The following is a 24,261-nucleotide window of genomic DNA, read 5'->3' on the forward strand; positions in this document are numbered from 1 at the left end:
AAAATAAAATTTATACACTCTATTTAGATTATCATACAAAAAATAAGGAATTCTTTTGTAAATAATGCTCATGGATGAAAACGGTTAATTGGTATAAAATAAAATCATAAAAGAAATTCGAGAAAATAATTGGAATTTATGGGGGAATATTAATATGGCAAATTTATCACTTAAACATATTTATAAAGTTTATCCAGGAGATGTTACAGCAGTTAAGGACTTTAACTTAGAAATAGCTGACAAAGAGTTTATAGTATTTGTTGGACCATCAGGTTGTGGTAAGTCTACTACTTTAAGAATGATTGCTGGACTAGAAGAAATATCAAAAGGTGAATTATATATTGGAGATAGATTAGTTAACGAAGTTGAACCAAAGGAAAGAGATATAGCGATGGTTTTCCAAAGTTACGCACTATATCCACATATGACTGTATATGATAACATGGCATTTGGACTTAAGTTAAGAAAAGTTCCAAAGGATGAAATAGATAAAAAAGTTAAAGATGCTGCTAAAATACTTGATATAGAGCATTTATTAGATAGAAAACCAAAGGCTTTATCAGGAGGTCAAAGACAAAGGGTTGCCTTAGGAAGAGCTATAGTAAGAGAACCTAAAGTATTCTTAATGGACGAGCCTTTATCAAACTTAGATGCTAAATTAAGAGTTCAAATGAGAACTGAGATCTCTAAATTACATCAAAGATTACAAACAACATTCATATATGTTACACATGACCAAGTTGAAGCTATGACAATGGGTACAAGAATAGTTGTTATGAAAGATGGTATAGTTCAACAAGTTGACTCACCACAAGAAATATACAATAACCCAGCTAATATATTCGTTGCAGGATTTATAGGAAGTCCACAAATGAACTTTATAGATGGTACTATAAAAGAAGAAGGCGGAAAATATTTTGCTTGCTTCCAAAGCGAAAAAATTGAAATGCCAATGGATAAAGCTAGATTATTAAAAGAAAAAGGATATATAGGAAAAAATGTTATAATAGGTGTAAGACCTGAACATTTAGATGATGACCAAGAATTAGTTGCAGCAAATCCAACAACAGTAATAAAATCAAAAGTTGAAGTTACAGAGTTAATGGGAGCAGAAAGTTATATCTATACTAAACTTGGAGATCAAAACATAACAGTTAGGGTAAATGGAAGCACTAAGTTACAAAATGGTCAAGAAGCTAAGTTCTACGTTGATGCTAATAAGATTCATATATTCGATAAAGAAACTGAATTAAAATTAGTTTAATCAGCAATAGCTTTAATATAGAGGGGTAATTAATATGTACAGTTTTCATAAGTTCTTAGAAGAGTTATATTTAAATACTAAAATACCTTTTATAGTTGTTTTGGATGACAAGAAATTTGTACTATCAGATTTTGATAATTGTGATAAGGTTTCTTTAGAATTCGAGGTTAATGGTAAAAAGGGAAAAATAATAACTCAAAAGGAATATGAAAGCTGTACTTCTTTATTAAGATATTTAATTGAAAATAAGATTAAAGAAGTTTCAAATAACAAGGAAAAACTTATTAGGAAGGCCTTAAATGGAGTTACTATAGACAAAAATATTATTCATAAGGAATTGGGATTTTTAAAAGGTGATTTCTACATAATTAATGTTTATTTAGCTTCAAACCTTCAAGAAGGTTTAGAACTTGTTAATGAATGCTATGGTAATAAAAATATAGTTAGCATTTTAAAAGAGGATAACATAGTAATTATTGGTGCTTTAGAAGATGTTGATGATCATGTTAATAGTATAAGAGATTCTATTGATTCAAACCTTTATGTAAAATGTTATATAAGCTATATGAAATTAAATAATATAAATGAAATAAAAGAGGCTTATGAGATAAATATGTCTAAGATAAATCTAGCAATAAAATATGATTTGGATGAAGTCATTTATGGAGAAAGAGATTTACTTTTTGAAACTTTAGTTGATTCCATAGATGAGGACTTAAAGATGAAGATGTATGAAGATTTTGGGTTAGGATTTTCTAAGTTAGATAGAGAGATGATAAAGACTATAGAAACATTTTTTAAGTGTGGACTTAATATAAGTGATGCATCTAAGGAATTATATGTACATAGAAATACTCTCATCTACAGATTAGATAAAATTCAGAAGTGTACATCTTATGATATAAGGAATTTTAATGAAGCTGTAATCTTTAAAATAGCTTTTTTAATATGGCGTGGCAAAGAAATAAGTAAGTAATATAATTAAAAGTATATTTATGATAGTAGGAAACCATATCAAAGGAAATGATTAAATTAACTTTGATATGGTTTTTTATTTTATAGTCAAATTCTATTATATATAAAGTTTTAAATGAAAATTAAATTGTTTAATTAGGTATTTTAATATATTAAGTAGAATTTTTACTAAAATATATTTTTATTTAAGATTGTTTGTAAATTATATAGCAAAAATGGTAAAAAAATTAATGGATAAATTTTATACAAAATAATAATAAATTGCAAAAAAACTATTGAAAATGTTTTCTTGTTATTATATAATAAGGTTGGAAACGATACCGAAATGCTTTTAAAAAGATTTTAAATAATTAGTTATTATGAGATATTTTTTTAGAATGTTTTGGTATCGTTTCCGAAAATGAGAATGTAAATTTATAGCTTTTTAGCTAATTAAAAGTTATGAGGGGGATTTTATAATGGGAAAACGTACAAAAATTCTAGCGACTGTAATGGCTGCAACAATGTTATTTGCAGGATCATTAGTAGGATGTGGAGGAAAATCTGATTCAGGTAGTGCTGATGGTTCAGGAAAAGAACTTACAGTATGGTCACATTTAACAACTCCAGAAGTAGAAGAATTAAATAAAATGGCTTCAAAATGGGGAGAAGAAAATGGAGTTAAAGTTAAGGTTGTAGAAGACAAATCAGAAATGCAAGCTTACATACAAGCTGCAAATAGTTCAAAGGGACCAGATATAATGTTTGGACTAGCTCATGATAACTTAGGAACATTCCAAAAGGCTGGACTTTTAGCAGAAGTTCCAGAAGGAATTATAAATGATTCTGATTATGCATCACATCAAGTTTTAGATGCTGTAACAATAGACGGGAAAAGATATGCAGTTCCAATAGCACAAGAAACATCAGCTCTTTTCTACAATAAGGATAAAGTTAAAGAAGTTCCAAAAACTATGGAAGATTTAGTTAAGGTTGCAGAAGAAGGAGCAGGATTCAAATACGATATTAATAACTTCTATGCTACTTATGGATTTATAGCAGCAGATGGAGGATATGTTTATAAAGATAATAATGGAACACTTGATCCAACTGATATAGGATTAGGCACACCAGGAGCTATAAAAGGATATCAATTCGTTCAAGACTTAGTTCAAAAAGATAAATTAATGCCAGCTGATATAACTGGAGATATAGCAAAAGGAGATTTCTTATCTAAGAACACTGGATTCTATATCTCAGGACCTTGGGATGTATCAGCATTTAAAGATGGAGGAGTAAATTTTGGAGTAGCTCCAATGCCAACATTATTTGGAAAACAAGTACCAACTTTCTTAGGTGTTCAAACTGCTTTCGTAAGTGAAAAATCTCAGAATAAAGATTTAGCATGGAAATTAGTTAAATACTTATCAGAAAATTCAGGTGATGTATTGTTAAGTAAAGGTAACAGAATTCCAGTATTAAATAAATACTTAGATAGTGCAGATTTCAAAAATAATGAGTATATGAGTGCTTTCGCAGAACAAGCTAAATTCGCTACACCAATGCCTAACATACCAGAAATTCAAGCTATGTGGGGACCTGCTGGAGCTAACTTACAATTATTAACTTCAGGACAAGTTACACCAGAAAAATGTGCTGAAATGACAGTAGAACAAATTAAACAAGGTATATCTCAACAAAAATAATTAAGAAGTTTTTATAGGGGGATGTAAATTCCCCCTTATTTATAGAAGTTTATATTAAAAAGAGGTATTTGAGGAGGCGAGATATAATGCAAGTTACGAGTGATAGAAGGGCAGATAAAAAGCAGAAAAGGTTAAAAGATACAATAAAAGCAATGCCATATTTGTTACCAGCATTAATATCAATAATTATATTTACTATTATTCCTATAGTTTACACTGTAGTAATAGCATTTACTGATTACACAATGTATTCACAAGGACATATTAAATTTGTAGGGTTTGCAAATTTTATAGAGGTTTTAACAGGACCATTTAAAGAAGTATTTTTACCTGTTTTTGGATGGAATATAATTTTTGCAGTAGTATCAACTGCGGGTACATTTTTCTTAGGATTAATAGTTGCCATGGCAGTAAATAACCCTAATATAAAAGAAAAATCAGTTTATAGGGCAATACTTATAATTCCATGGGCTTTACCAGCTACAGTAGCAATACTTTCATGGCAAGGTCTTTTAAACGGAAGTTATGGAGCGATAAATAATTTATTATTAAATTTACATTTAATATCAAACCCAATTCCATGGTTAACAGATCCAACATGGGCAAGGGTAGCACTTATAATAGTTAATATATGGTTAGGATTCCCTTATATGATGAATGTTTGTTTAGGAGCTTTAGGAGCAATTCCTGATAGTTATTATGAAGCGGCAGATGTTGATGGTGCTAGTAAATGGCTTCAATTTAGAAAAATAACATTACCATCATTAGCTCAAATATCTTATCCACTATTAATTTCATCATTTGCATTTAACTTTAATAACTTTGGATCAGCATTCTTAATCACTAAGGGTGGTCCACCAAGAATGGCTACTCAATTTGCTGGTTATACAGATATTCTTGCATCTGTAAACTATAAATTATCAACACAGTTTGGTAGATTTGAAATAGCATCTGCAATTAGTATAATAATATTCTTAATTTTAGGAACTATATCATACTATCAAATGAAATTAAGTGGACAATTCGAGGAGGTAGAATAGAATGCAAAGTAAAGTACAAAAAAAGAGCGGAATAGTAACTACCTCAGAACTTAAATATGAAAGAAAACTAAGACCTGCTGAAAGAAGAATGGCATGGATATCAAGAATATTTATATGGTTCATGTTACTTGTAGTATTATTCCCTGTATTTGCAGTAGTTTCTGCATCTATGGCTAAAGGAGAAGTTTTTACTCAAACAACTTTAATTCCATCAGCATGGACATTAGAAAATTACGCAAAAGTTTTAACAGAAACAAATTTCTTAATATGGGTTAAAAACTCATTAATAATATGTGTAGTTGTATCAGTAATACAACTTTTATTAACAGTACCTATGGCTTTTGCTTTCTCAAGATTAAAATTCTGGGGAAGAAAGAATGGATTAATGATGTTATTATTACTTCAAATGTTCCCAGCAGCTATGTCATTACCAGCAATATTAGCACTTGCTTATAGACTAGATGGTATGGATCATATAATTACATTGATAATAATACAAGCTGGTGCTGGTGCATTTAATGTTTGGTTACTTAAAGGAGCTATAGATGGTATTCCAAAAGAGCTTACAGAAGCAGCTTATGTTGATGGAGCATCAACTTTCCAAACTTTCACAATGATAATACTACCTTTATTAAGAAATATGCTTTTAGTAATATTCTTATTTACATTCATAGGGGCATATAGTGAATTTATTTTTGCATCTGCCTTATTAAAGAGCCCAGAAAGTTTAACACTTGCTGTAGGTATGCAACAATTTATTACAAATAACTTCTCAGCTAACTGGACTCAATATTCAGCAGCTGCAATAATGGCTTCAATTCCAATAGTTGCATTTGCTACTATTGCACAAAAATATATGGCTAAAGGATTAACTGCTGGATCAGTTAAAGGCTAAGATAATAGAAATTTTATGTGGAATAAATCTTAAATACCTTAAATTTAATAAATACTTCTTATAAGATAAAATATATTGATGGATTTTGTGGAAGAAAAAGTGCCTTCCACAATCCATCAAAATATAAAGGTATCTAAGATTATTAAATTAAAAATATAAAAAATTAGTATATTTATCTAAACTCTTGTAAGTATTATTGCTAATGTTTTCAAAGCGGTTTATAATTAAACTGGTATCGTTACCGAAACAATTTCCAAGTTTTTAAAAATTATAGGGGAAATCAGGAGGAGTTATATGAATATAAGAGACATAGCAAGACTTGCTGGCGTTGGTGTTAGTACAGTATCAAGAGTTATAAATGATCATCCAGATGTAAAGGATGAAACGAGAGAAAAAATCTTAAAGATAATAAAAGAAAGTAATTACATACCTAATAATAGTGCTAGGATTCTTAAGAAAAATAATACAAATAACATAGGAGTTTTAGTAAAGGGGGTATTTAACCCATTCTTTGCTGAGATGATAAACATTATAGGTAATAGAATAAATGAAGCTGGCTACACAATGATATTACAGCAAAATGACTATGCCACAGAGGATGATGTGGATAATTTAATAGCTTTTGTTAAAGAGAAAAGACTTCAAGGTATTATCTGCTTAGGAGGAAACTTTTTAAATATAAATGATGAAAGTTTTCAATTCTTAGATATTCCAGTAGTTTTAACCTCTGTTAATACACTTTCTAAAGAAAGTAAAAGTAAGTTTTCATCAATAGGAATAGATAACGTATTAGCAGCTAAGGCCTCAATTCAATATCTTATAGATAAAGGTCATAGAAACATAGGAATTTTATTAGGAGAAAAAAATGACGTTGGAATAAGTGGATTAAGACTTGAAGGCTATAAAAAAGCTTTAGAGGAAAATAATATACCTTATTCAGAAGAAAATGTATTTATAGGTGATTATGATTATAGTGGAGCTTATAGAGTTACAAAGGAAATTATTAATAATAGAAAAGATATAACAGCTATATTTTCAATATCAGATATTATGGCTGTAGGGGCAGCAAAATCAGTTATAGATCAAGGATTGCAGGTAGGAGAAGATATTTCTATTATGGGATTTGATGGAATGGATATAAGTAAATATTATAATCCAGGAATTACAACTGTAAAGCAGCCTAAGAAAAATATGGCTAATAATAGCATAGATTTACTATTAGCTCTTTTAGCTAAAAAAGAAGATCATAAGCATATAATTTTTGAAACAAAGATAATAGAAAGAGAGTCATGTAAGGAAGTAGTATAGTAATTATAATTGGGGGAGATATTATGAGAATTAATTGTATTAATAATCACATAACTAAATATACTTTTGGAACTCCTTTTAATACTGAGTCAGTTGTTTTAAAAGAAGGTTCAGAAATAGAGAACCAAGGATTAAAGTATTTAAATTTTGAGAATAACACTTTTACATTAAAACTTAAAGAGGAAGATATAGTTTATGGACTAGGTGAAAATGTAAGAGGATTAAATAAAAGAGGATGGAGATATGAAAGTTTTTGTACAGATGATTTTTCACATACTCCAGAGAAAAAAAGCCTTTATGGAGCTCATAACTTCTTAATGATATATGGAGAAAAAACTTTTGGGATATTTATAGATTATCCTGGAAGAGTAAAGTTTGATGTTGGATACACAAGAAGAGATGAATTAAAGATAGAAATTGATGATGAAAATTTTGCTTTATATATTATTGAAGGAGATACTTTAAAGGAAATAGCAAAAAGCTTTAGAGAGCTTATAGGTGAAAGTTACATAGCTCCTAAATGGGCCTTTGGTGCTCAACAAAGTAGATGGAGTTATAAGGATAGTAAAGAGGTTCTTGAAGTCCTAGATAATTTTAATGAATCAGAACTTCCTCTTGATTGTATATATCTTGATATAGATTATATGGAGGATTTCAAGAACTTTACCATAAATAAAGAAGCCTTCCCTGATTTTGAAAACTTTGTGAAGGAAGTTAAAGAAAAAGGAGTCAGACTTATTCCAATAATCGATGCTGGATGCAAAATTGAAGAGGGATATGATGTTTATGAGGAAGGTGTTAAAAATGGTTATTACTGTTTAGATGAGGAAGGAAAACCTTTTGTAGCAGCAGTTTGGCCAGGGAGAGTTCATTTCCCAGACTTCTTAAATAAGGATGCAAGATTATGGTTTGGAAACAAATATAAAGTGCTTACTGATAAAGGAATAGAAGGTTTTTGGAATGATATGAATGAGCCTGCAATATTCTATTCTGAAAAAAGATTAAATGAAGCTTTTGAAAAAATATCAGAGGCTAAAGGAAAGAATTTAGGTATATATGATTATTTTGATGTTAAGGATACATTCCCAAGACTTCAAAATAGTATGGAGGACTATCAAAGTTTCTATCATAGAGTAGGAAATGAAAAAATAAGACATGACAAGGTTCATAATCTTTTTGGATTTAATATGACAAGAGCAGCAGCTGAAGGCCTTGAAAATATAGATGAAAATAAGAGATTTTTACTATTTTCTAGAGCATCAACAGTTGGGATGCATAGATATGGAGGTATATGGACTGGAGACAACATGTCTTGGTGGGAACACATTAAGTTAAACCTTCAAATGATGCCAAATATTAATATGTGTGGATTTATCTATACAGGAGCTGATACTGGCGGATTTGGAGGAGATGCAACAGAAGATTTAGTTATAAGATGGTCACAATTTAGTATGTTTACACCTTTATTCAGAAATCACTCAGCTTTAGGTACAAGACATCAAGAACCATATTCATTTAGAGGTGAAATTGTCAAAGTATTAAAAAATATATTGGAGTTAAGATATGTTATGGTTCCATATCTTTATAGTGAGTATATGAAAGCTGTTTTAAATAATGAAATGTATTTTAAACCATTAACATTTGAATATAGTGATAACTTTGTAAAAAGAGTAGAAGATCAAATGCTTCTAGGTGATAGTTTAATGGTAGCACCTATATATGAGCAAAATGCTTTAGGAAGATATGTATATCTTCCAGAGGAAATGCTTTTATGGAGAGCTAGAAAATATGATGATGGAGATTATGAAGTTTTAGAAAAAGGACATCATTATGTTGAAGCTAAGTTAAATGAAATTCCTATATTTATAAGAAAAAATAAAATAGTAACAATGGCAAGTAAGCCAAGAAAAAGGGTAGAAGAAATAGATACTAGTGAATTAAATCTAATTGCTTTTGTTTGTGATGAGGCTGAGTACATTTATTACAATGATGATGGTATCACTAAAAATTATAAGAATGGTGAGTATGAAGAGCTAAAAGTTAAGATTACAAAAGCACAATCAGATTATGATGTATTAGTAGAAAATAAAAATTCAAGGGTTAAAAAGTTAAATATAAAAATATTTGATTTAAATAAAAATATGATTGAAAAAGAGATATTAATTCAATAATAGTAACTAGGGGGAAGTAATATGAGAAGAGCAAGTGGAATAATAATGCATATTGCTTCCTTACCTGGAAAGTATGGAATAGGTACTTTTGGTAAGGAAGCATTTGAGTTTGTAGATTTTTTAAAGAAAGCTGGACAAGGATGTTGGCAAATATTGCCCTTAGGTCCTACAAGTTATGGTGATTCACCATATCAATCATTTTCAGCCTTTGCAGGAAATCCATATTTTATAGATTTTGATATTTTAAATAAAGAAGGATTACTTGATAAAAAAGATTACCAAGGAATTAATTTTGGAAATGACCCAGAAAAAATAGATTATGCTTTATTATTTGACAAGAAGATGAGAGTGTTAAGAGTAGCATATGAAAAATCTTTAGATGAGAATAAAGAAGAAATTGAAAAGTTTAGAGAAGAAAATAAACTTTGGCTTGAAGATTATGCTTTATATATGGCAATCAAAAATGAAAACGAATTAGTAAGTTGGCAAGAATGGGATGAAAAATTAAGATTAAGAGATAAAAAGACCTTAGAAGAATATAAAGTTAAATTAGAAAAAGAAATAAACTACTGGGTATTCTTACAATATCATTTCTTTAAGCAATGGAATAAATTAAAAGAGTATGCAAATAGTTTTGGAATTAAGATAATTGGAGATATGCCTATATATGTTGCAGAGGATAGTGCAGATGTTTGGGCAAATCCAAAAGCATTTTTATTAGATGAAAATAATATTCCTAAAAAGGTTGCTGGATGTCCACCAGATGCTTTTTCAGAAACAGGTCAATTATGGGGAAATCCTATATATGATTGGAGCTACATGGATGACACAGGATATTCTTGGTGGATTGATAGAGTAAGAGAAAGCTTTAAGCTTTATGACATATTAAGAATAGATCACTTTAGAGGGTTTGAAGCTTACTGGCAAATACCATATGGAGATGAAACTGCTGTAAATGGTGAGTGGGTTAAAGGCCCTGGAATAAAATTATTTAATGCAATTAAAGAAGAGTTAGGTGAGGTTAATGTAATAGCAGAAGACCTTGGTTATTTAACTCAAGAGGTTATAGATTTTAGAAATGAAACTGGATTCCCAGGAATGAAGGTTTTACAATTTGCCTTTGATTCTAGAGAAGAAAGTGATTATCTTCCACATAATTATCCAGTTAACTCAATAGCTTATACAGGTACTCATGATAATGATACATTTAGAGGTTGGTTTGAAGTTACAGGAAATAGAGAAGATGTGGAATATTCTAAAAAATATTTAAAACTTACTGAAGAGGAAGGGTATAACTGGGGGTTTATCAGAGGAGTTTGGAGCAGTGTATCACATACAGCTATAGCTCTAATGCAAGATTTCTTAAACTTAGGAAATGAGGCAAGAATAAACTATCCATCTACTCTTGGTGGCAATTGGCAATGGAGAGTTAAATATGATGCTCTAACTGATGAATTAGCAGAGAAAATATATGATATAACAAAATTATATGGAAGGGTGAATATTAATGAATAAAGAACAAATAAAGAGAGGAATCGAGAGATATCTAAAAGTAAAGTATGGTAAAAGTTCAATTAAAGATGCTAAGGATTTTGAAATTTTCAATGCATTATCACTAACTCTTTTAGAGGGAATTGTTGATGACTGGAATCATACAGAAGAACTTTATGAGAAAGAAAAGAATGCATATTATTTTTCAGCTGAATATTTAATGGGTAGAGCTTTAGGAAATAACTTAATAAGTTTAGGACTTTATAATGAAGTAAAAGAAGTTTTAGATGAACTTGGCTTTGATTTAAATAGAATTGAGGAAATAGAAGAGGATGCTGGTTTAGGAAATGGTGGATTAGGTAGATTAGCAGCTTGTTTTATGGATTCAGGAGCTTCATTAGAAGTACCTTTAAAAGGTTATGGAATTAGATATAATAATGGTTTATTCTCTCAATATTTTGAGGATGGATTCCAAAAAGAAGATGTGGATAGCTGGCTAAAATATGGAGAACCTTGGAGCATAAGAAAAGAGGATGAATTTGTAACTGTTGATTTTGAAGATATGACAGTTAAAGCAATTCCATATGATACCCCAATTATAGGATACGCTAGTAAAAATATAAATACTTTAAGACTATGGAAGTGTGAGCCTGTAAAAGAATTTGATTTTAAATTATTCAATGAACAAAAATATGATGAGGCATTAGAACTTAAAAATAGAGCAGAAGACATATCAAGAGTTTTATATCCAAATGACTCAAATAGAGAAGGTAAATTATTAAGATTAAGACAACAATATTTCTTAGTAAGTGCTTCACTAAAAGATATAATAAGAAAGCATAAAGAGGTTTTTGGAAACGTTACTGAAGATTTTGCAAAGATGCATGCTGTTCAATTAAATGATACTCATCCAGTTTTAGCAATTCCAGAGCTTATAAGACTTCTTGTAGATGAAGAAGGATTTACTTTTGAAGAAGCTTACAATGTAGCTTCAAAAACTTTTGCTTATACAAACCATACTATATTAGCAGAAGCTTTAGAAAAATGGGATGTTGACTTAATAGAGGAATTATTCCCAAGAATATTAGAAATAATTGAAAAGATAGATGCAGAGTTCATAGTTAGCCTTGAAGAAAAAGGATACTCAGAGGAAGAGATAGAAGAGTTTAGAATAGTTAATGATGGAAAAGTTAGAATGGCTAACTTAGCAATACATGTAGGGTTTGCTGTTAATGGTGTTGCTAAATTACACACAGATATATTAAAAAATATTGAGCTTAAAAACTGGTATGAATTATATCCAGAGAAGTTCCAAAACAAAACAAATGGAATAACTCCAAGAAGATGGTTAAGACTATGTAACCAAGAGTTATCAGCTTTAATTACTGAACTTTTAGGAAACGAAGATTGGGTTAAAAATCTAGACTTATTAAAAGGATTAGAAAAATATAAAGATGATGAAGAAGTTTTAAAAAGATTCATGGATATTAAGCACACTAAGAAAGAACAATTAGCTGCTTATATTAAAGAACATGAAGGCGTTCAGTTAGATCCAGATTCAATATTTGATATACAAATTAAGAGATTACATGAGTATAAGAGACAATTATTAAATACTCTATATATCTTAGATTTATATTATAGATTAAAAGAAAATCCAGATATGGATATACCAAAGGTAACATTTATATATGGAGCAAAGGCTTTCCCAGGATATAAGAGAGCTAAATCAATAGTTAAGTTGACAAATGAAGTTGCTAAACTTATAAATAATGATGAATCTATAAAAGGAAAAATAAAGGTTGTATTTGTAGAAAACTACAGAGTTTCTTATGCAGAAAAATTATTCCCAGCAGCAGATGTATCAAAACAAATATCAACAGCTGGTAAAGAGGCATCAGGAACAGGAAACATGAAATTCATGTTAAATGGTGCACCAACTTTCGGAACTAATGATGGAGCTAATGTAGAAATTGTTAGAGAAAGTGGAGTAGATAATAACTTTATCTTTGGATTAGAAGTAGAAGAGATAGAAGAACTAAAAGGAAAATATGATCCAGTTGCTTACTATGAAGCAGATGCAGATTTAAAGAGAGTTTTAGATTCATTAGTAGATGGTACTTTTGATGATGGTGGTACTGGTGACTTTGAAGATCTTTATAATTCATTATTAGAAGAAGGAGATCAATACTTCTTATTAGCAGACTTCAAAGCATTTAAAGATACTGAAGATAAGGTCTTTGAAGCTTATAAAGATAAATTAGGATGGGCTAAAAAAGCCTTTGAAAATACTTGTAATGCAGGTATGTTCTCAAGTGACAGAACAATACAAGAATATTGTGATGACATCTGGGGAATTAAAAAATGTACTAATAAATAATAGGGAAAATAACTTTATAAAAACATAATAAAACTTACAAACATATTGAGAAAATTGCTAGATATTTTCTTTATATTCTTTGTAAGTTTTATGAAAAGTTGTTTTTATATATAACTAGGAAATATAAGTAATCAGAGGAATGGTTTTGCTAAAACTTGAAAACTTAGTATAAATCCAAATTATATTTGGATGTTAGGAATTTATGTTTTTATTAAAGTGTAAATTTAAAGTTTGTTTTTGAGTTTTGTGCAAGGCCTTTTCTAAATTTATATAAAGAATTAAAATTTGTGAAATTTATAGTTAAATAGTTAAATAGTTAAAAGGGTACTTTAGATATTGAATTAAGGGGTGTCAATTTATGAAGTTTGGAAAAAAAGATTGGATTAGTTATGACAGAGGGATAGAAAAAGAGTGGATGCTTACTAATGGCATAAGTGGATTTTGTGGAGGAACTGCTATAGGAGCAAACTGCAGAAAATATCAGGGGTTATTATTAGCATGTACTAATTCTCCAGAAGAGAGATACATGATTCTTTCAAATTTAAATGAGGAAATAAATATTAATGGAAAGCTTCACCAGTTGAGTTCTTGTAAATATACAGATAAAATAGTGGATGGCTTTAAAAATCTTCAAGGATTTTATTATGATGGACTACCTTATTTTAGATTTTTTGTAGATGGAGTAGTTATAAATAAAAAGATTGCTATGGAATATGGAAAGAATACTGTAGTAATAGAATATGACATATTAAACGGAAGTAAAGAATCAAAAATAAATATTGAACCATTATTTACTTTTAGAAATCCAGGAGTATGTAGTGGAGAAGAAAATTTAAAGTTTTCAAAATCTGTGGATAAAAATAAAATTCAACTTACTCCACAGCTAAATGAGGACATAAATATAAGATTTTTTACTTATGGTGGAAAAATAGTAGATAAAACTGATAAAATTGTGGATAAAATTTATTATGATGTGGATAAAAGTACAGGTGATAAGTTTGTGGATAAATGTTACATTCCAGGAACTGTTGAAATAAATTTAAATCCTAAGGAAAGAAAAAAGATTTATTTACTTTGTACTATAGAAAATGAAGAGAATTTTGACTGTGAAAAAATAATAGAAAATGAAGAGAAAAGAATAAATAATCTTAAAAATACCTTTAATGATTCAAGAATTTTAGCTAAATATCTTCCTATTGCAGGGGATCAATTTATAGTAAATAGAGAATCTATAAAGGGAAAAACAATTTTAGCTGGCTACCCTTGGTTTTTAGATTGGGGAAGAGATGCTATGATTGCTATTAATGGATTAACTTTGTCAACTGGAAGATTAGAAGATGCTAAAGATATTATAAGAAGTTTTAGCCTTTATGAGAAAGATGGATTAATCCCAAATATGTTCCCAGGAAAAGGACAAGAGCCACTTTATAATACAGTAGATGCTTCCTTATGGTTTATAAATGCAGTTTATAATTATTTGCTTTATGCTAATAGTTACGAAGCTTTAGAGTTTGTTGAGAAAGAAGTTTATAAAACTATAAAAAATATAATAAAGGCTTATAAAGAAGGTACTAAGTTCTCAATAAAAATGGATGAAGAGGATTCTTTAATAAATGCTGGATCAGGATTAGATCAGGTAACTTGGATGGATGTTAGAGTAAATGGTATAGTGGTTACTCCTAGACATGGTAAACCAGTTGAAATAAATGCTTTATGGTATAATGCCTTAAAAATAGCAGGCTTATTAAAAGATAAGTTTGAAAAAGATGAAAAGAATGAGTACGAAGAGCTAGCGCAAAAGGTTAAAGATTCATTTAATAAGGCTTTTTGGAATGAGGATGGAAAGTATCTTTACGATGTTGTAAATCATAATGAGAAGGATCATAGCTTAAGACCTAATCAGATTTGGGCAGTATCATTACCTTTTACAATGTTAGATAGAGAAAAAGAAAAGTATATTGTTCAAAAGGTTTTTGAAGAATTATATACTCCCTATGGATTAAGAAGTCTAAGTAGAGACCATAAGGATTATCATGGAATTTATATAGGAAAGCTTTTTGATAGAGATATGGCCTATCATCAAGGAACAACATGGGCATTTCCTCTTGGAGGATTTTTCACAGCTTATTGTAAGGTAAATGATTATTCTAAAGAAGCTGTAGAGTTAGTTGATTCTTTAATGAGAGATATGGAAGATCATATTAAAGATCAATGCTTAGGAAGTATTGCTGAAATTTTTGATGGTGATAATCCTTATAAAGCTAGGGGATGCTATGCTCAAGCTTGGAGTGTTGGAGAAATGCTTAGAGTTTATTATGAGGATATTCTAGGAAACCATAAAAAATTAAAAAAAGTCCACAAAGATATATTTATATAAATGTTTTGCTAGAGATTAATTTAATGATCTCTAGCTTTTTTTAATTTTTGTAATTATTAAGTTTGTAATTTTAGGATATAATTAAAGGAAGAACTTAGCGTAAAGGGGCGATTTACATGAGAACATCATTGAATATAGAAAATAAAATTAATATGATAACTGAAATGAGAGGAGATTCTGTATTTCAGGTTTTAGAGTATGATAGTTTAAAGGGAGGAAATTCCTTAGAGCTTGCAGTTAAACTAAATCAAATGAAGGAAGCTAATATAAAGCTTAGACAGGTAAGAATTATTTTAGAAGATAGCTCTGTAAATATAGAAAAGGGAGCCTTAAGCTATATGAGAGGTCCAATATCTATGAAAAATAAGATTGGTGGGCCAATAGGATTAGGTAAAAAACTTTTTTCTAGTAAAGTTACAGGAGAGAGTACATTTAAACCTAAATATGAAGGAACAGGGGATATATTTTTAGAACCTTCCTTTGGTCATTATGCCTTAATTGAATTAGAAGATGATGAAATAATAGTTGATGATGGATTATTTTACGCTTGTGAAAGTAGTGTAGAAATAACTGCCCACATGAATAAATCTTTATCCTCTATGGTTTTAGGAAATGAGGGAGTATTTCAAACTAAGCTTTCAGGAAATGGAATAGTGGTTTTAGAAATACCAGTACCTGAGGAAGAGGTATTTAAATGTAAAATAAATAATGATGTGTTAAAGGTTGATGGAAATTTTGCCATATTGAGAACTGGAGATATTGAGTTTACAGTTGAAAAGTCATCAAAATCACTAGTATCTACAGCTACTGGAGGAGAAGGGCTTTTAAATGTATTTAGGGGGACTGGAGAAGTATGGCTAATACCAACTAAATCTGTTTATGAAAAGCTTGAGAAGGGATGGAATTCCTTAAGACCATTAACAGATCCAAAGGGTAGCTCTAATACTAAGGTATAATTTATCAAGATTAAATTAGTTCTAATACAAGTATTATTTTATTTATTATGATAAAGAGATATAATTAACTTAATAAAGAAAAAATATTTAACTATTATAGAGTTATATTAATATACCAGTAGTTGAAGGAGAAGATTATATGAATGGAGTACAATCTAAACTAAAAGGTAAGGATTTAGATTTTTTATTTGAGGCTATATTAAAGTTAGAAGATATAAATGAATGTTATAATTTTTTTGAAGATATATGCACTATTTCAGAGCTAAAAGCATTAGCGCAAAGATTACATGTTGCAAAAATGCTTAGGGAGAAAAAAACATATACTGAAATTGCAGAAGAGACTAAGGCTTCAACAGCTACTATAAGTAGAGTAAATAGATGTTTAAACTATGGAGCAGATGGTTACAATAATATCTTAAATAGATTAGATGAGAAATAATTAGAAGAATAATTATTTTAAAAAGAGGCATACTACTATCATTAATACTTAAGGAGGGATATAGTATGCCAAATTTAAGCTGTGGTGTAGATAACTGTGCATATAATCAAAATGATATGTGTTCATTAAATTCAATAAAAGTAAATGGTTCATTTGCTAATCATTCAGAAGCTACTTGTTGTGGAAGCTTTGTTGAGAAAGGTGGATTTACTAACGCTGCTGTTGATATGGGCCCTGCAGAGCCAGCAACTAGCGTTGCATGTGAAGCTGAGAAATGCTGCTACAATAAAAACTGTAAATGTCATGCTGAAAGCATAGATATTTCAGGTGATTATGCACAACACCAAGACAATACAGAATGTTCAACTTTTAGACAAGAATAATAAAATATTGATTTTACTAATTTAGAAGGAAGACTATATATTTAGTCTTCTTTTTAAATAAATTTATTTATTTTATTGGACAAGCTTATAATTCTACATATTATTTATATAGTTTTTAGTTTAAATATAACTAATGAAAATTCTAATTATTTATAAGAGGTGGAAAGTTTGAATATATTATTAGTTGATGATGAAGAAAAAATCATTGAGGTATTAGAAGCTTATTTGAAAAAAGAAGGTTTCAGTGTTTTTTCTTGTAGTAATGGAGAAGAGGCTTTAAAAATATTTGATAACAATAAAATAGATTTGATTCTTTTAGATCTTATGCTTCCAGATTTAAGTGGAGAAGAGGTTTGTAAGGTTATTAGGGCAAAGAGTTGTGTTCCAATAATAATGATAACAGCTAAGACTGAGGAAGAGGATTTATTAGAAGGCTTTGACATTGGAGCTGATGATTATGTTACAAAACCTTTTAGTGTGAAACAACTGATTGCTAGAATAAAAGCTATTATTAGAAGAAGCACACCATGTCCTAATGAGGGAAGTGATATTTTAGTCTTTAATAATGGAGAGTTAAAAATTAATGTAGATACAAGAGAAGTATGGGTTAGAGATGAATTAATCACTCTAACATCAACAGAGTTTAATATACTTCTTTGCCTAAGTAGCTATCCAAAGAAAATCTTTACTAGAGACGAAATAATAGAGTTAGTATTAGGGGATAAAAGTGATAGCTTTGATAGGGTTATAGATTCTCACATAAAAAATTTAAGAGGTAAAATAGAAGAAAATACTAGAAAACCTAAGTTCATAGTAACTGTATATGGGGTGGGATATAAATTTGAAGGTAAGAAAATATAAAAGTTTAAATTTTAAGGTTATAGTTCCATCTATAGTTATCATAATAATTGTAACTTTACTTACTGTGGTCATATCTAAATTTTATTTTGATAAAAAATTTGGTGACTATATTATGATTAAAAATCAGAATACAGTACAAAACATTTTGATGGAGCTAAGTGAACAATATTCCGATAATGAGTGGAATTATAAGAATATAGAGAAGATAACTTATAATTCCTTAGATAAAGGGATTATAGTTGCTTTATATGATAAAGAAGATAAGGAAATAATGAACATAGAAAAAAACTCTAAGGATAAATGCAATAGAATTATGAATTTTATAAAAAGTTCTATGGAAGGGAAATATGGCTCTACAACAAGTCAATTTGAACCTGTGTATTATCCTTTAATAAAGAGTGGAGAAAAAATTGGAGAGGTTAGGGTAAAATTTTATGGTCCTATATTTTATATGCAGAATGAATTAGTTTTTCTGGATATAGTAAATAAGATAATATTAGGTATTGGAGTTTTACTTATTTTAGCATCTACAATAATGGGATTTATAATTTCAAGATCCATAACAAGACCAATAAATAAGCTCATGACAAAGGCGAAGTATATCTCTAAAGGAGAGTATGACAAGAAAATTGAGATAAATACAGATATTTTAGAGATAAATGATTTGATAAATTCCATAAATAATCTTTCACAGAGTATAAAAGAGCAAGAGAATATAAGAAAAAGACTTACTGGGGATATTTCTCATGAGTTAAAAACTCCTTTAACAAATATACAGTCTCACTTAGAGGCAATGATAGATGGCATATGGGAACCTACAGAGGAAAGGTTACTAAGTGTTAAGGAAGAGGCAGAAAGATTATCGTCCTTAGTAAGTGATATGCAAAAGTTAAATAAGTATGATGAGTCTTCTATTAAGCTTAAAAAGGATAATGTGAATATAAGTGATATAATTTGCTTTGTAATATTTCAATTTTCTAATTTAGCAAAAAGCAAAAATATAAAGATAGAATATGAAAAAAAGAATATTAATTTATATTGTGATAAGGATAAAATAACACAGGCTTTAGTAAATATTCTTTCAAATGCTATTAGGTATTCAAATGAGGGAAGTACTATTTTTATAGAAGAAAAATTAAAAGATAATAAGGTTATAATATCAATAGAAGATCAAGGTATAGGTATTTCAGAAGAGGATTTAAAATATGTCTTTGAAAGATTCTATAGGGCAGATAAATCTAGAACTAGAGCTACTGGAGGAACAGGAATAGGACTAACCATAGTTAAATCCATAGTATCTTCTCATGGAGGAGAAGTTAAGTTAGAGAGTAAACTAGGTGAAGGAAGTAAGTTTACTATAATATTACCTAAAGAAGATATATGATTATTTTATGGAAAAGTAATTTTATTTATAATGCTATATAAATAAGTAAGATACTTAGAAACTATATAATTTAATACGAAAGTTTGAATTATATGATTATAAAAGTTTAAATTATATAGTTTAGTAAAAAATATACCCCTTAAGTAGATTTTAAAAGGTGGTTTTCTTAAATCTACTTAAGGGGTATTTTAAATATTTATAAGTTAATAAAATATAGAATAATATAAAAAATATATTTTTCTATATAATAACCTATATTTTTATTTTAAATTGTTTAGTTCATTTCTTATTTCATGCATTTCATTTTGAACTTCTTTAACTTTAGCTTTATTGCTTTCAATTCTACCTTTGATATCTTCAACTATTTCTTGGTATTTTTCAATAGTTTCTAAAGAATTGTTTCCAGGTCTAACATTAAATAATCTGTTAGTAAAGTCAGAAAGTCTTTCTTCATCTTGGCTAATATATTTTTTTAGCTTTTTAACAAACTCATCTTTATTTTTAAGTAAAGAGTTTAAGAAATCTTTTTGTTTATTAGCTCTAGCAGCATTTATCTTATCAAAATATTCTTGTCTAGCAGCGTAGAAACCATCTCTTATTTCTTTAAACTCGTTTATAAGTTTTTCATTTTCTTCTTTTCCGCAGAATCCTATTTTAAAGAATTCATCACTTATTTCTTTAACCTTAGCAGAAGCTTCTTTCCAACTATCATTTTCATATAGTTTCTTTAATTCTTCTATAAGAGCTTTTCTTTTTTCTATATTAACTTTGTTCTCAGCTTTTAGGGCATCAAAAAATTCTTGTCTCTTAGCAAAGAAAGCATCCTTAGCTTCTTTATATCCTAGAGAAATTTCTTCATTTCCTTCTTTTCCAGAGAAACCTATACCTTTGAATTCATCGCAAAGAGCATTGAACTTTTCAGTAGCTTCTTTCCAGTTTTCATTATTAACTAAAGCTTTAAGTTCTGAGATAATTTCTCTTTTTCTATCAGCTTTATTTCCGAATTCTTCTCTTAAGCCTTCCATAGCAGCTTTTCTAGTTTCTTGAGCTGCATTTCTAGCCTTTTTAAATCTATCATATAATTCAGTGTTTAATTCTTTACCTGCAAAGCCTATAGCATAGAATTCTTCAGATAAAGATTTAGCTAACATATCGCAAGCTTTTATATCACTTGTATATACTAAAGCTTCAAGTCTTTTTATAACATCTTCTTTCTTTTCAGCATTTTCTTTGAAACCTTCATTTGCTTTTTCAAAGAATTCTTTTCTAGCAGTATAGAATTCATTTTTAGCTTCTCTTAATTCACTTTTTAGGGTATTCTCAGTTTCTTGGTCATAGTAATAAATATTGTTAAACTCTTCAAGAAGAGCGTTGAATTCTTTATTAGCTTCTTTCCAATTTTGAGCACTTTTTGCTAAGCTTCTTATTTTCTCAATTACTTCTTTTTTTCTCTTACAAGAATTTTCTTCTTCAGCAGCTAAAGCTTTAGCAAAATCTTCAGTTTCTATAGGATTTTTATTTTCATCTATGTAATTAGATTCATTAGTTGTCATGTAAATTATCCCCTTTCTTTTATATCACTCAATTAATATTTTAAGGCGTAATGAGACTTATGTCCATAATTAAAATGTTTTCACCAATATTTATGTAGGATATATAGAAATATAAAATTTATAGCTCTTTAAATAGACATAAATTTATTACCTTTATAGTTTCAAGTATATGCTAATATTGATGAGATATTATATTAATATAAATAAATCTATGCAATAATTAGTGAAAATAATGTTAACTAAAACAAGCTAAAAATAATATTTTAGTAATAAATATATTTTATTCATGTGGTAACATAAAAAATGACTATAAAATATAAAGAAAATTTTAATTTTTAATAACTAATATTTGACAAATAGCATTACATACAGTATTCTTTGAAAGTGTAAAAAGTATTAATTAAGTAGCAAAATTATAGGTATTTTAATTAAATATAAGTATAATATAAATTTATTAGAGGGGTGACATAAATTGTCAAGATTATTTGGAACAGATGGAGTTAGAGGAATAGCAAATACTGAATTAACAGCAGAATTAGCATATAACTTAGGTAGAGCTGGAGCTTATGTTTTAACAGAGGGAACTCATAAACCTAAGATATTAGTAGCAAAAGATACTAGAATATCAGGAGATATGCTAGAGGCTGCTTTAGTTGCAGGTATATTATCAGTTGGAGCAGAAGCAGTATGCTTAGGAGTAGTTCCAACACCAGCGGTAGCTCACTTAACAAGAGTATATGGAGCAGACGCTGGAGTTATGATATCAGCTTCACACAATCCAGTTGAATATAATGGAATAAAATTCTTTGATGATAAGGGATATAAATTATCAGATGATTTAGAAGATGAAATACAAAGAGTTATAGAAAGTGGTTTTGAAAATGTACCTTCACCAACAGGAGCTAATTTAGGAAGAGAAATAATAGAAAAAGCTGCTTTAGAAGATTATATAAGCTTTGCTAAAGATACAATAGGAATATCTTTAGAAGGATTAAGAGTAGCTTTAGATTGTGCAAATGGTGCATCTCACGAAGCTGCTGTTAGAGCCTTCAGAGAATTAGGAGCAGAAATATTTGTAATAAATGATAATCCAGATGGAACTAATATAAATGAAAATTGTGGATCAACTCATCCAGAAGAATTAATGGAGTATGTTGTTAAGAAAAAATGTCATATGGGATTTGCTTTTGATGGAGATGCAGATAGATGCTTAGCTGTTGATGAGCAAGGAAACTTAGTTGATGGAGATTTCATCTTAACAATATGTGCTAAATACTTAAAAGAATTAGGTAGATTAAAAGATGATACTCTAGTTGTAACTGTAATGAGTAACTTAGGACTAATGATAGCTTGTAAGAATGAAAAAATAAATACTGCAGTTACAAAAGTTGGAGATAGATATGTATTAGAAGAAATGTTAGCTAAAGGATATTCTTTAGGTGGAGAACAATCAGGTCATATCATATTCTTAGATCATAACTCAACTGGAGATGGACTTGTTACTGCACTTCAAGTAGCTAGCATAGTTAAGAGAACTGGAAAATCTTTATTTGAATTAAAAAATGTAATGAAGGTATTACCACAAGTTTTAGTTAACGCAAAAGTACCTAATAACATGAAAAATATTCATGAAGAAGATGAAGAAATAATAGCTGAAATCAAGAAAATGGAAGCTGCTTTAGATGGTTGCGGAAGAGTATTAATAAGACCATCAGGTACAGAACCATTAGTAAGAGTTATGCTTGAAGGTGAAAATCAAGCTGAGATAGATGAAATGGCTCATAACTTAGCAAGAATGATAGAAGCTAAATGTAATTAATATATTATATTAAATTATAAAAATATTATATAAAACCATAGAATTATAAAAGCTATAAATACATGATAATTTTATTTAAAACTATTCATGTTATTTATAGCTTTTTATGATTTAAAATATTTTTATTTATTTTATTATTAAAAATTATATTAATTTTCTTCAATTGGTCCATATTTATCTGAATCAAGTCTCATTAAGGCAAGGGTAAGTTCTTCAACATGTTCCTTTTCATCCTTAGTTATATCTCTTATCATTTTAACAAGGCATTTATCTTCTATTTTATTTATTAAATCATCATAGAGTAATATGGCCTCGTATTCTCCTTTAATATCATCTCGAATTTTATTTAAAATACTATAAGCAGTTAATTTTTTATTTTCGTGATATATTTTCTTTAAAGGTTTGTCTTTTATTTCTACATGATCAACTGATTCTACATATACTTCAAATTCTTCTTTATCATATCTTCTAAGAGCTTCTAAAAATTGACCATAGTGTCTTTTTTCATCTTCCATTATGTGATGTAATAATTCTTTTATCTCTACTAAAGCAATTTCATCTATATGTTTACTATAACCATTGATGGCAACTATTTCTGAGATTAAAGCTTCCCTTAAAAATCCTTTTATATCCAAGGCTTTTCCTTGAGGTTGCTTTTCTGTAGTATAGCTCATAAAAAATCTCCTAAATTATTTTTATAGTATTTATAATATGATTTTTCCTAGGAAAAGGAACAGTTAAAGATAGATATTTACTTATTCCAAGATTTTTTTATAAGAAATTAAAGCATAAAAATTAATTACTATAAATAAGTAAGCTTTTTTACTGAGAAATTTTAAATAATGGAAAGAATTTATAAATTAATTATACTTTGAAGTTGAAAATGAAAGAAATAAATATAAAAATTTCTTTTATAATATGGAGTTTAAAAAGTTAATTTTAAAATCAAATACTATAGATGTCTATACAACTATACATTAATATATTAAACGAAAGAAATATAGAGGTATAGACAGATAATTAAAAATATTTCTTAAAAATAAATGAAAATAACTAAAAATGAACTAAAATAAGCTTTAAAAGCTTGAATTTTTTTAAAAAAGTGTTAGAATAAGTTTGTGGCTTTTTAGAAAGATGATGCATAGAATATATTAACTTTCAAAATAATAGATTAAAGCGCCAGAACTTAAAGTTTTATTGATAGACTAATAAGTAATTTAACTTTAGTAGATTAAAATGATTATTAAGATTCTTAATAAATTTAAGTTGACGAGGTTGGG

At 28.5% G+C, this 24,261-nt stretch carries 18 protein-coding genes; 16 read left to right on the plus strand and 2 right to left on the minus strand.

All coding sequences use genetic code 11. From position 1 onward, the window contains the following. Positions 1 to 154: 154 nt before the first annotated feature. The 15 genes from I6G60_RS03355 to I6G60_RS03425 all read left to right on the plus strand — a co-directional run bounded on the left by I6G60_RS03355 (position 155) and on the right by I6G60_RS03425 (position 19,609). Complete coding sequence (locus I6G60_RS03355) at positions 155 to 1,264, plus strand: ABC transporter ATP-binding protein (RefSeq protein WP_003454369.1); 1,110 nt, start codon at positions 155 to 157, stop codon at positions 1,262 to 1,264. 34 nt (positions 1,265 to 1,298) lie between these two features. Further along, on the plus strand, positions 1,299 to 2,240 hold the full coding sequence (locus I6G60_RS03360; protein WP_003462361.1) for a PucR family transcriptional regulator: 942 nt from the start codon (positions 1,299 to 1,301) through the stop codon (positions 2,238 to 2,240). A gap of 457 nt (positions 2,241 to 2,697) precedes the next feature. Continuing rightward, complete coding sequence (locus I6G60_RS03365) at positions 2,698 to 3,924, plus strand: sugar ABC transporter substrate-binding protein (RefSeq protein ID WP_003467481.1); 1,227 nt, start codon at positions 2,698 to 2,700, stop codon at positions 3,922 to 3,924. A gap of 86 nt (positions 3,925 to 4,010) precedes the next feature. Continuing rightward, positions 4,011 to 4,964, plus strand: coding sequence for an ABC transporter permease subunit (locus I6G60_RS03370; protein WP_025648348.1), 954 nt, complete (start codon positions 4,011 to 4,013; stop codon positions 4,962 to 4,964). A 1-nt stretch (position 4,965) separates the two neighbouring features. Then, positions 4,966 to 5,859, plus strand: coding sequence for a sugar ABC transporter permease (locus I6G60_RS03375; protein WP_003454394.1), 894 nt, complete (start codon positions 4,966 to 4,968; stop codon positions 5,857 to 5,859). Between the two features lie 294 nt (positions 5,860 to 6,153). Next, positions 6,154 to 7,167 (plus strand): LacI family DNA-binding transcriptional regulator, encoded by a 1,014-nt coding sequence (locus I6G60_RS03380; RefSeq protein WP_003457851.1) that lies wholly within the window; start codon positions 6,154 to 6,156, stop codon positions 7,165 to 7,167. Between the two features lie 23 nt (positions 7,168 to 7,190). Next, positions 7,191 to 9,338, plus strand: a complete 2,148-nt coding sequence (locus I6G60_RS03385) for a TIM-barrel domain-containing protein (RefSeq protein ID WP_003457922.1) — start codon at positions 7,191 to 7,193, stop codon at positions 9,336 to 9,338. Positions 9,339 to 9,359: 21 nt separating this feature from the next. Continuing rightward, a complete protein-coding gene (gene malQ / locus I6G60_RS03390) occupies positions 9,360 to 10,853 on the plus strand; it encodes a 4-alpha-glucanotransferase (RefSeq protein ID WP_011591126.1) in 1,494 nt (497 codons plus the stop codon). Beyond that, the gene (locus I6G60_RS03395; protein ID WP_003457876.1) at positions 10,846 to 13,209 is read left to right on the plus strand and encodes a glycogen/starch/alpha-glucan phosphorylase; all 2,364 of its coding nucleotides are present in this window, start codon (positions 10,846 to 10,848) and stop codon (positions 13,207 to 13,209) included. Before malQ ends, I6G60_RS03395 begins: the two co-directional genes overlap by 8 nt. 358 nt (positions 13,210 to 13,567) lie before the next feature. Further along, positions 13,568 to 15,586: an amylo-alpha-1,6-glucosidase gene (locus tag I6G60_RS03400; RefSeq protein ID WP_003467507.1), complete on the plus strand. Its 2,019-nt coding sequence runs from the start codon at positions 13,568 to 13,570 to the stop codon at positions 15,584 to 15,586. A 116-nt stretch (positions 15,587 to 15,702) separates the two neighbouring features. Continuing rightward, entirely contained in the window at positions 15,703 to 16,542 is an 840-nt protein-coding gene (locus tag I6G60_RS03405; RefSeq protein ID WP_003454256.1) for an AIM24 family protein, read from the plus strand. 139 nt (positions 16,543 to 16,681) lie between these two features. Further along, complete coding sequence (locus I6G60_RS03410) at positions 16,682 to 16,981, plus strand: YerC/YecD family TrpR-related protein (protein ID WP_003454163.1); 300 nt, start codon at positions 16,682 to 16,684, stop codon at positions 16,979 to 16,981. A gap of 65 nt (positions 16,982 to 17,046) precedes the next feature. Then, positions 17,047 to 17,364: a DUF1540 domain-containing protein gene (locus tag I6G60_RS03415; protein ID WP_003454391.1), complete on the plus strand. Its 318-nt coding sequence runs from the start codon at positions 17,047 to 17,049 to the stop codon at positions 17,362 to 17,364. A 168-nt stretch (positions 17,365 to 17,532) separates the two neighbouring features. Beyond that, the gene (locus I6G60_RS03420; protein ID WP_003457897.1) at positions 17,533 to 18,225 is read left to right on the plus strand and encodes a response regulator transcription factor; all 693 of its coding nucleotides are present in this window, start codon (positions 17,533 to 17,535) and stop codon (positions 18,223 to 18,225) included. Beyond that, on the plus strand, positions 18,206 to 19,609 hold the full coding sequence (locus I6G60_RS03425; RefSeq protein ID WP_003457838.1) for a sensor histidine kinase: 1,404 nt from the start codon (positions 18,206 to 18,208) through the stop codon (positions 19,607 to 19,609). Before I6G60_RS03420 ends, I6G60_RS03425 begins: the two co-directional genes overlap by 20 nt. Before the next feature lie 260 nt (positions 19,610 to 19,869). Here I6G60_RS03425 and I6G60_RS03430 read toward each other — a convergent pair whose 3' ends face one another. Continuing rightward, the gene (locus I6G60_RS03430) at positions 19,870 to 21,162 is read right to left on the minus strand and encodes a DUF349 domain-containing protein (RefSeq protein WP_003457833.1); all 1,293 of its coding nucleotides are present in this window, start codon (positions 21,160 to 21,162) and stop codon (positions 19,870 to 19,872) included. Positions 21,163 to 21,634: 472 nt separating this feature from the next. Between I6G60_RS03430 and glmM the strand changes: the two genes are divergently transcribed. After that, positions 21,635 to 22,981, plus strand: a complete 1,347-nt coding sequence (gene glmM, locus I6G60_RS03435) for a phosphoglucosamine mutase (protein WP_164816149.1) — start codon at positions 21,635 to 21,637, stop codon at positions 22,979 to 22,981. Positions 22,982 to 23,130: 149 nt separating this feature from the next. Here glmM and I6G60_RS03440 read toward each other — a convergent pair whose 3' ends face one another. Beyond that, positions 23,131 to 23,655, minus strand: coding sequence for a ferritin family protein (locus I6G60_RS03440; RefSeq protein ID WP_197925576.1), 525 nt, complete (start codon positions 23,653 to 23,655; stop codon positions 23,131 to 23,133). Between the last annotated feature and the right edge of the window lie 606 nt (positions 23,656 to 24,261).

This window comes from Clostridium perfringens, from assembly GCF_016027375.1.
In the GTDB taxonomy this organism is placed as follows: Bacteria; Bacillota; Clostridia; order Clostridiales; family Clostridiaceae; genus Sarcina; species Sarcina perfringens.

What these genes read in the sequence shown, in the direction of transcription:
- I6G60_RS03355 (WP_003454369.1), top strand. Translation starts at nt 155, where the DNA reads ATGGCAAATTTATCACTTAAACATATTTATAAAGTTTATCCAGGAGAT.
- I6G60_RS03360 (WP_003462361.1), top strand. Translation starts at nt 1,299, where the DNA reads ATGTACAGTTTTCATAAGTTCTTAGAAGAGTTATATTTAAATACTAAA.
- I6G60_RS03365 (WP_003467481.1), top strand. Translation starts at nt 2,698, where the DNA reads ATGGGAAAACGTACAAAAATTCTAGCGACTGTAATGGCTGCAACAATG.
- I6G60_RS03370 (WP_025648348.1), top strand. Translation starts at nt 4,011, where the DNA reads ATGCAAGTTACGAGTGATAGAAGGGCAGATAAAAAGCAGAAAAGGTTA.
- I6G60_RS03375 (WP_003454394.1), top strand. Translation starts at nt 4,966, where the DNA reads ATGCAAAGTAAAGTACAAAAAAAGAGCGGAATAGTAACTACCTCAGAA.
- I6G60_RS03380 (WP_003457851.1), top strand. Translation starts at nt 6,154, where the DNA reads ATGAATATAAGAGACATAGCAAGACTTGCTGGCGTTGGTGTTAGTACA.
- I6G60_RS03385 (WP_003457922.1), top strand. Translation starts at nt 7,191, where the DNA reads ATGAGAATTAATTGTATTAATAATCACATAACTAAATATACTTTTGGA.
- malQ (WP_011591126.1), top strand. Translation starts at nt 9,360, where the DNA reads ATGAGAAGAGCAAGTGGAATAATAATGCATATTGCTTCCTTACCTGGA.
- I6G60_RS03395 (WP_003457876.1), top strand. Translation starts at nt 10,846, where the DNA reads ATGAATAAAGAACAAATAAAGAGAGGAATCGAGAGATATCTAAAAGTA.
- I6G60_RS03400 (WP_003467507.1), top strand. Translation starts at nt 13,568, where the DNA reads ATGAAGTTTGGAAAAAAAGATTGGATTAGTTATGACAGAGGGATAGAA.
- I6G60_RS03405 (WP_003454256.1), top strand. Translation starts at nt 15,703, where the DNA reads ATGAGAACATCATTGAATATAGAAAATAAAATTAATATGATAACTGAA.
- I6G60_RS03410 (WP_003454163.1), top strand. Translation starts at nt 16,682, where the DNA reads ATGAATGGAGTACAATCTAAACTAAAAGGTAAGGATTTAGATTTTTTA.
- I6G60_RS03415 (WP_003454391.1), top strand. Translation starts at nt 17,047, where the DNA reads ATGCCAAATTTAAGCTGTGGTGTAGATAACTGTGCATATAATCAAAAT.
- I6G60_RS03430 (WP_003457833.1), bottom strand. Translation starts at nt 21,162, where the DNA reads ATGACAACTAATGAATCTAATTACATAGATGAAAATAAAAATCCTATA.
- I6G60_RS03440 (WP_197925576.1), bottom strand. Translation starts at nt 23,655, where the DNA reads ATGAGCTATACTACAGAAAAGCAACCTCAAGGAAAAGCCTTGGATATA.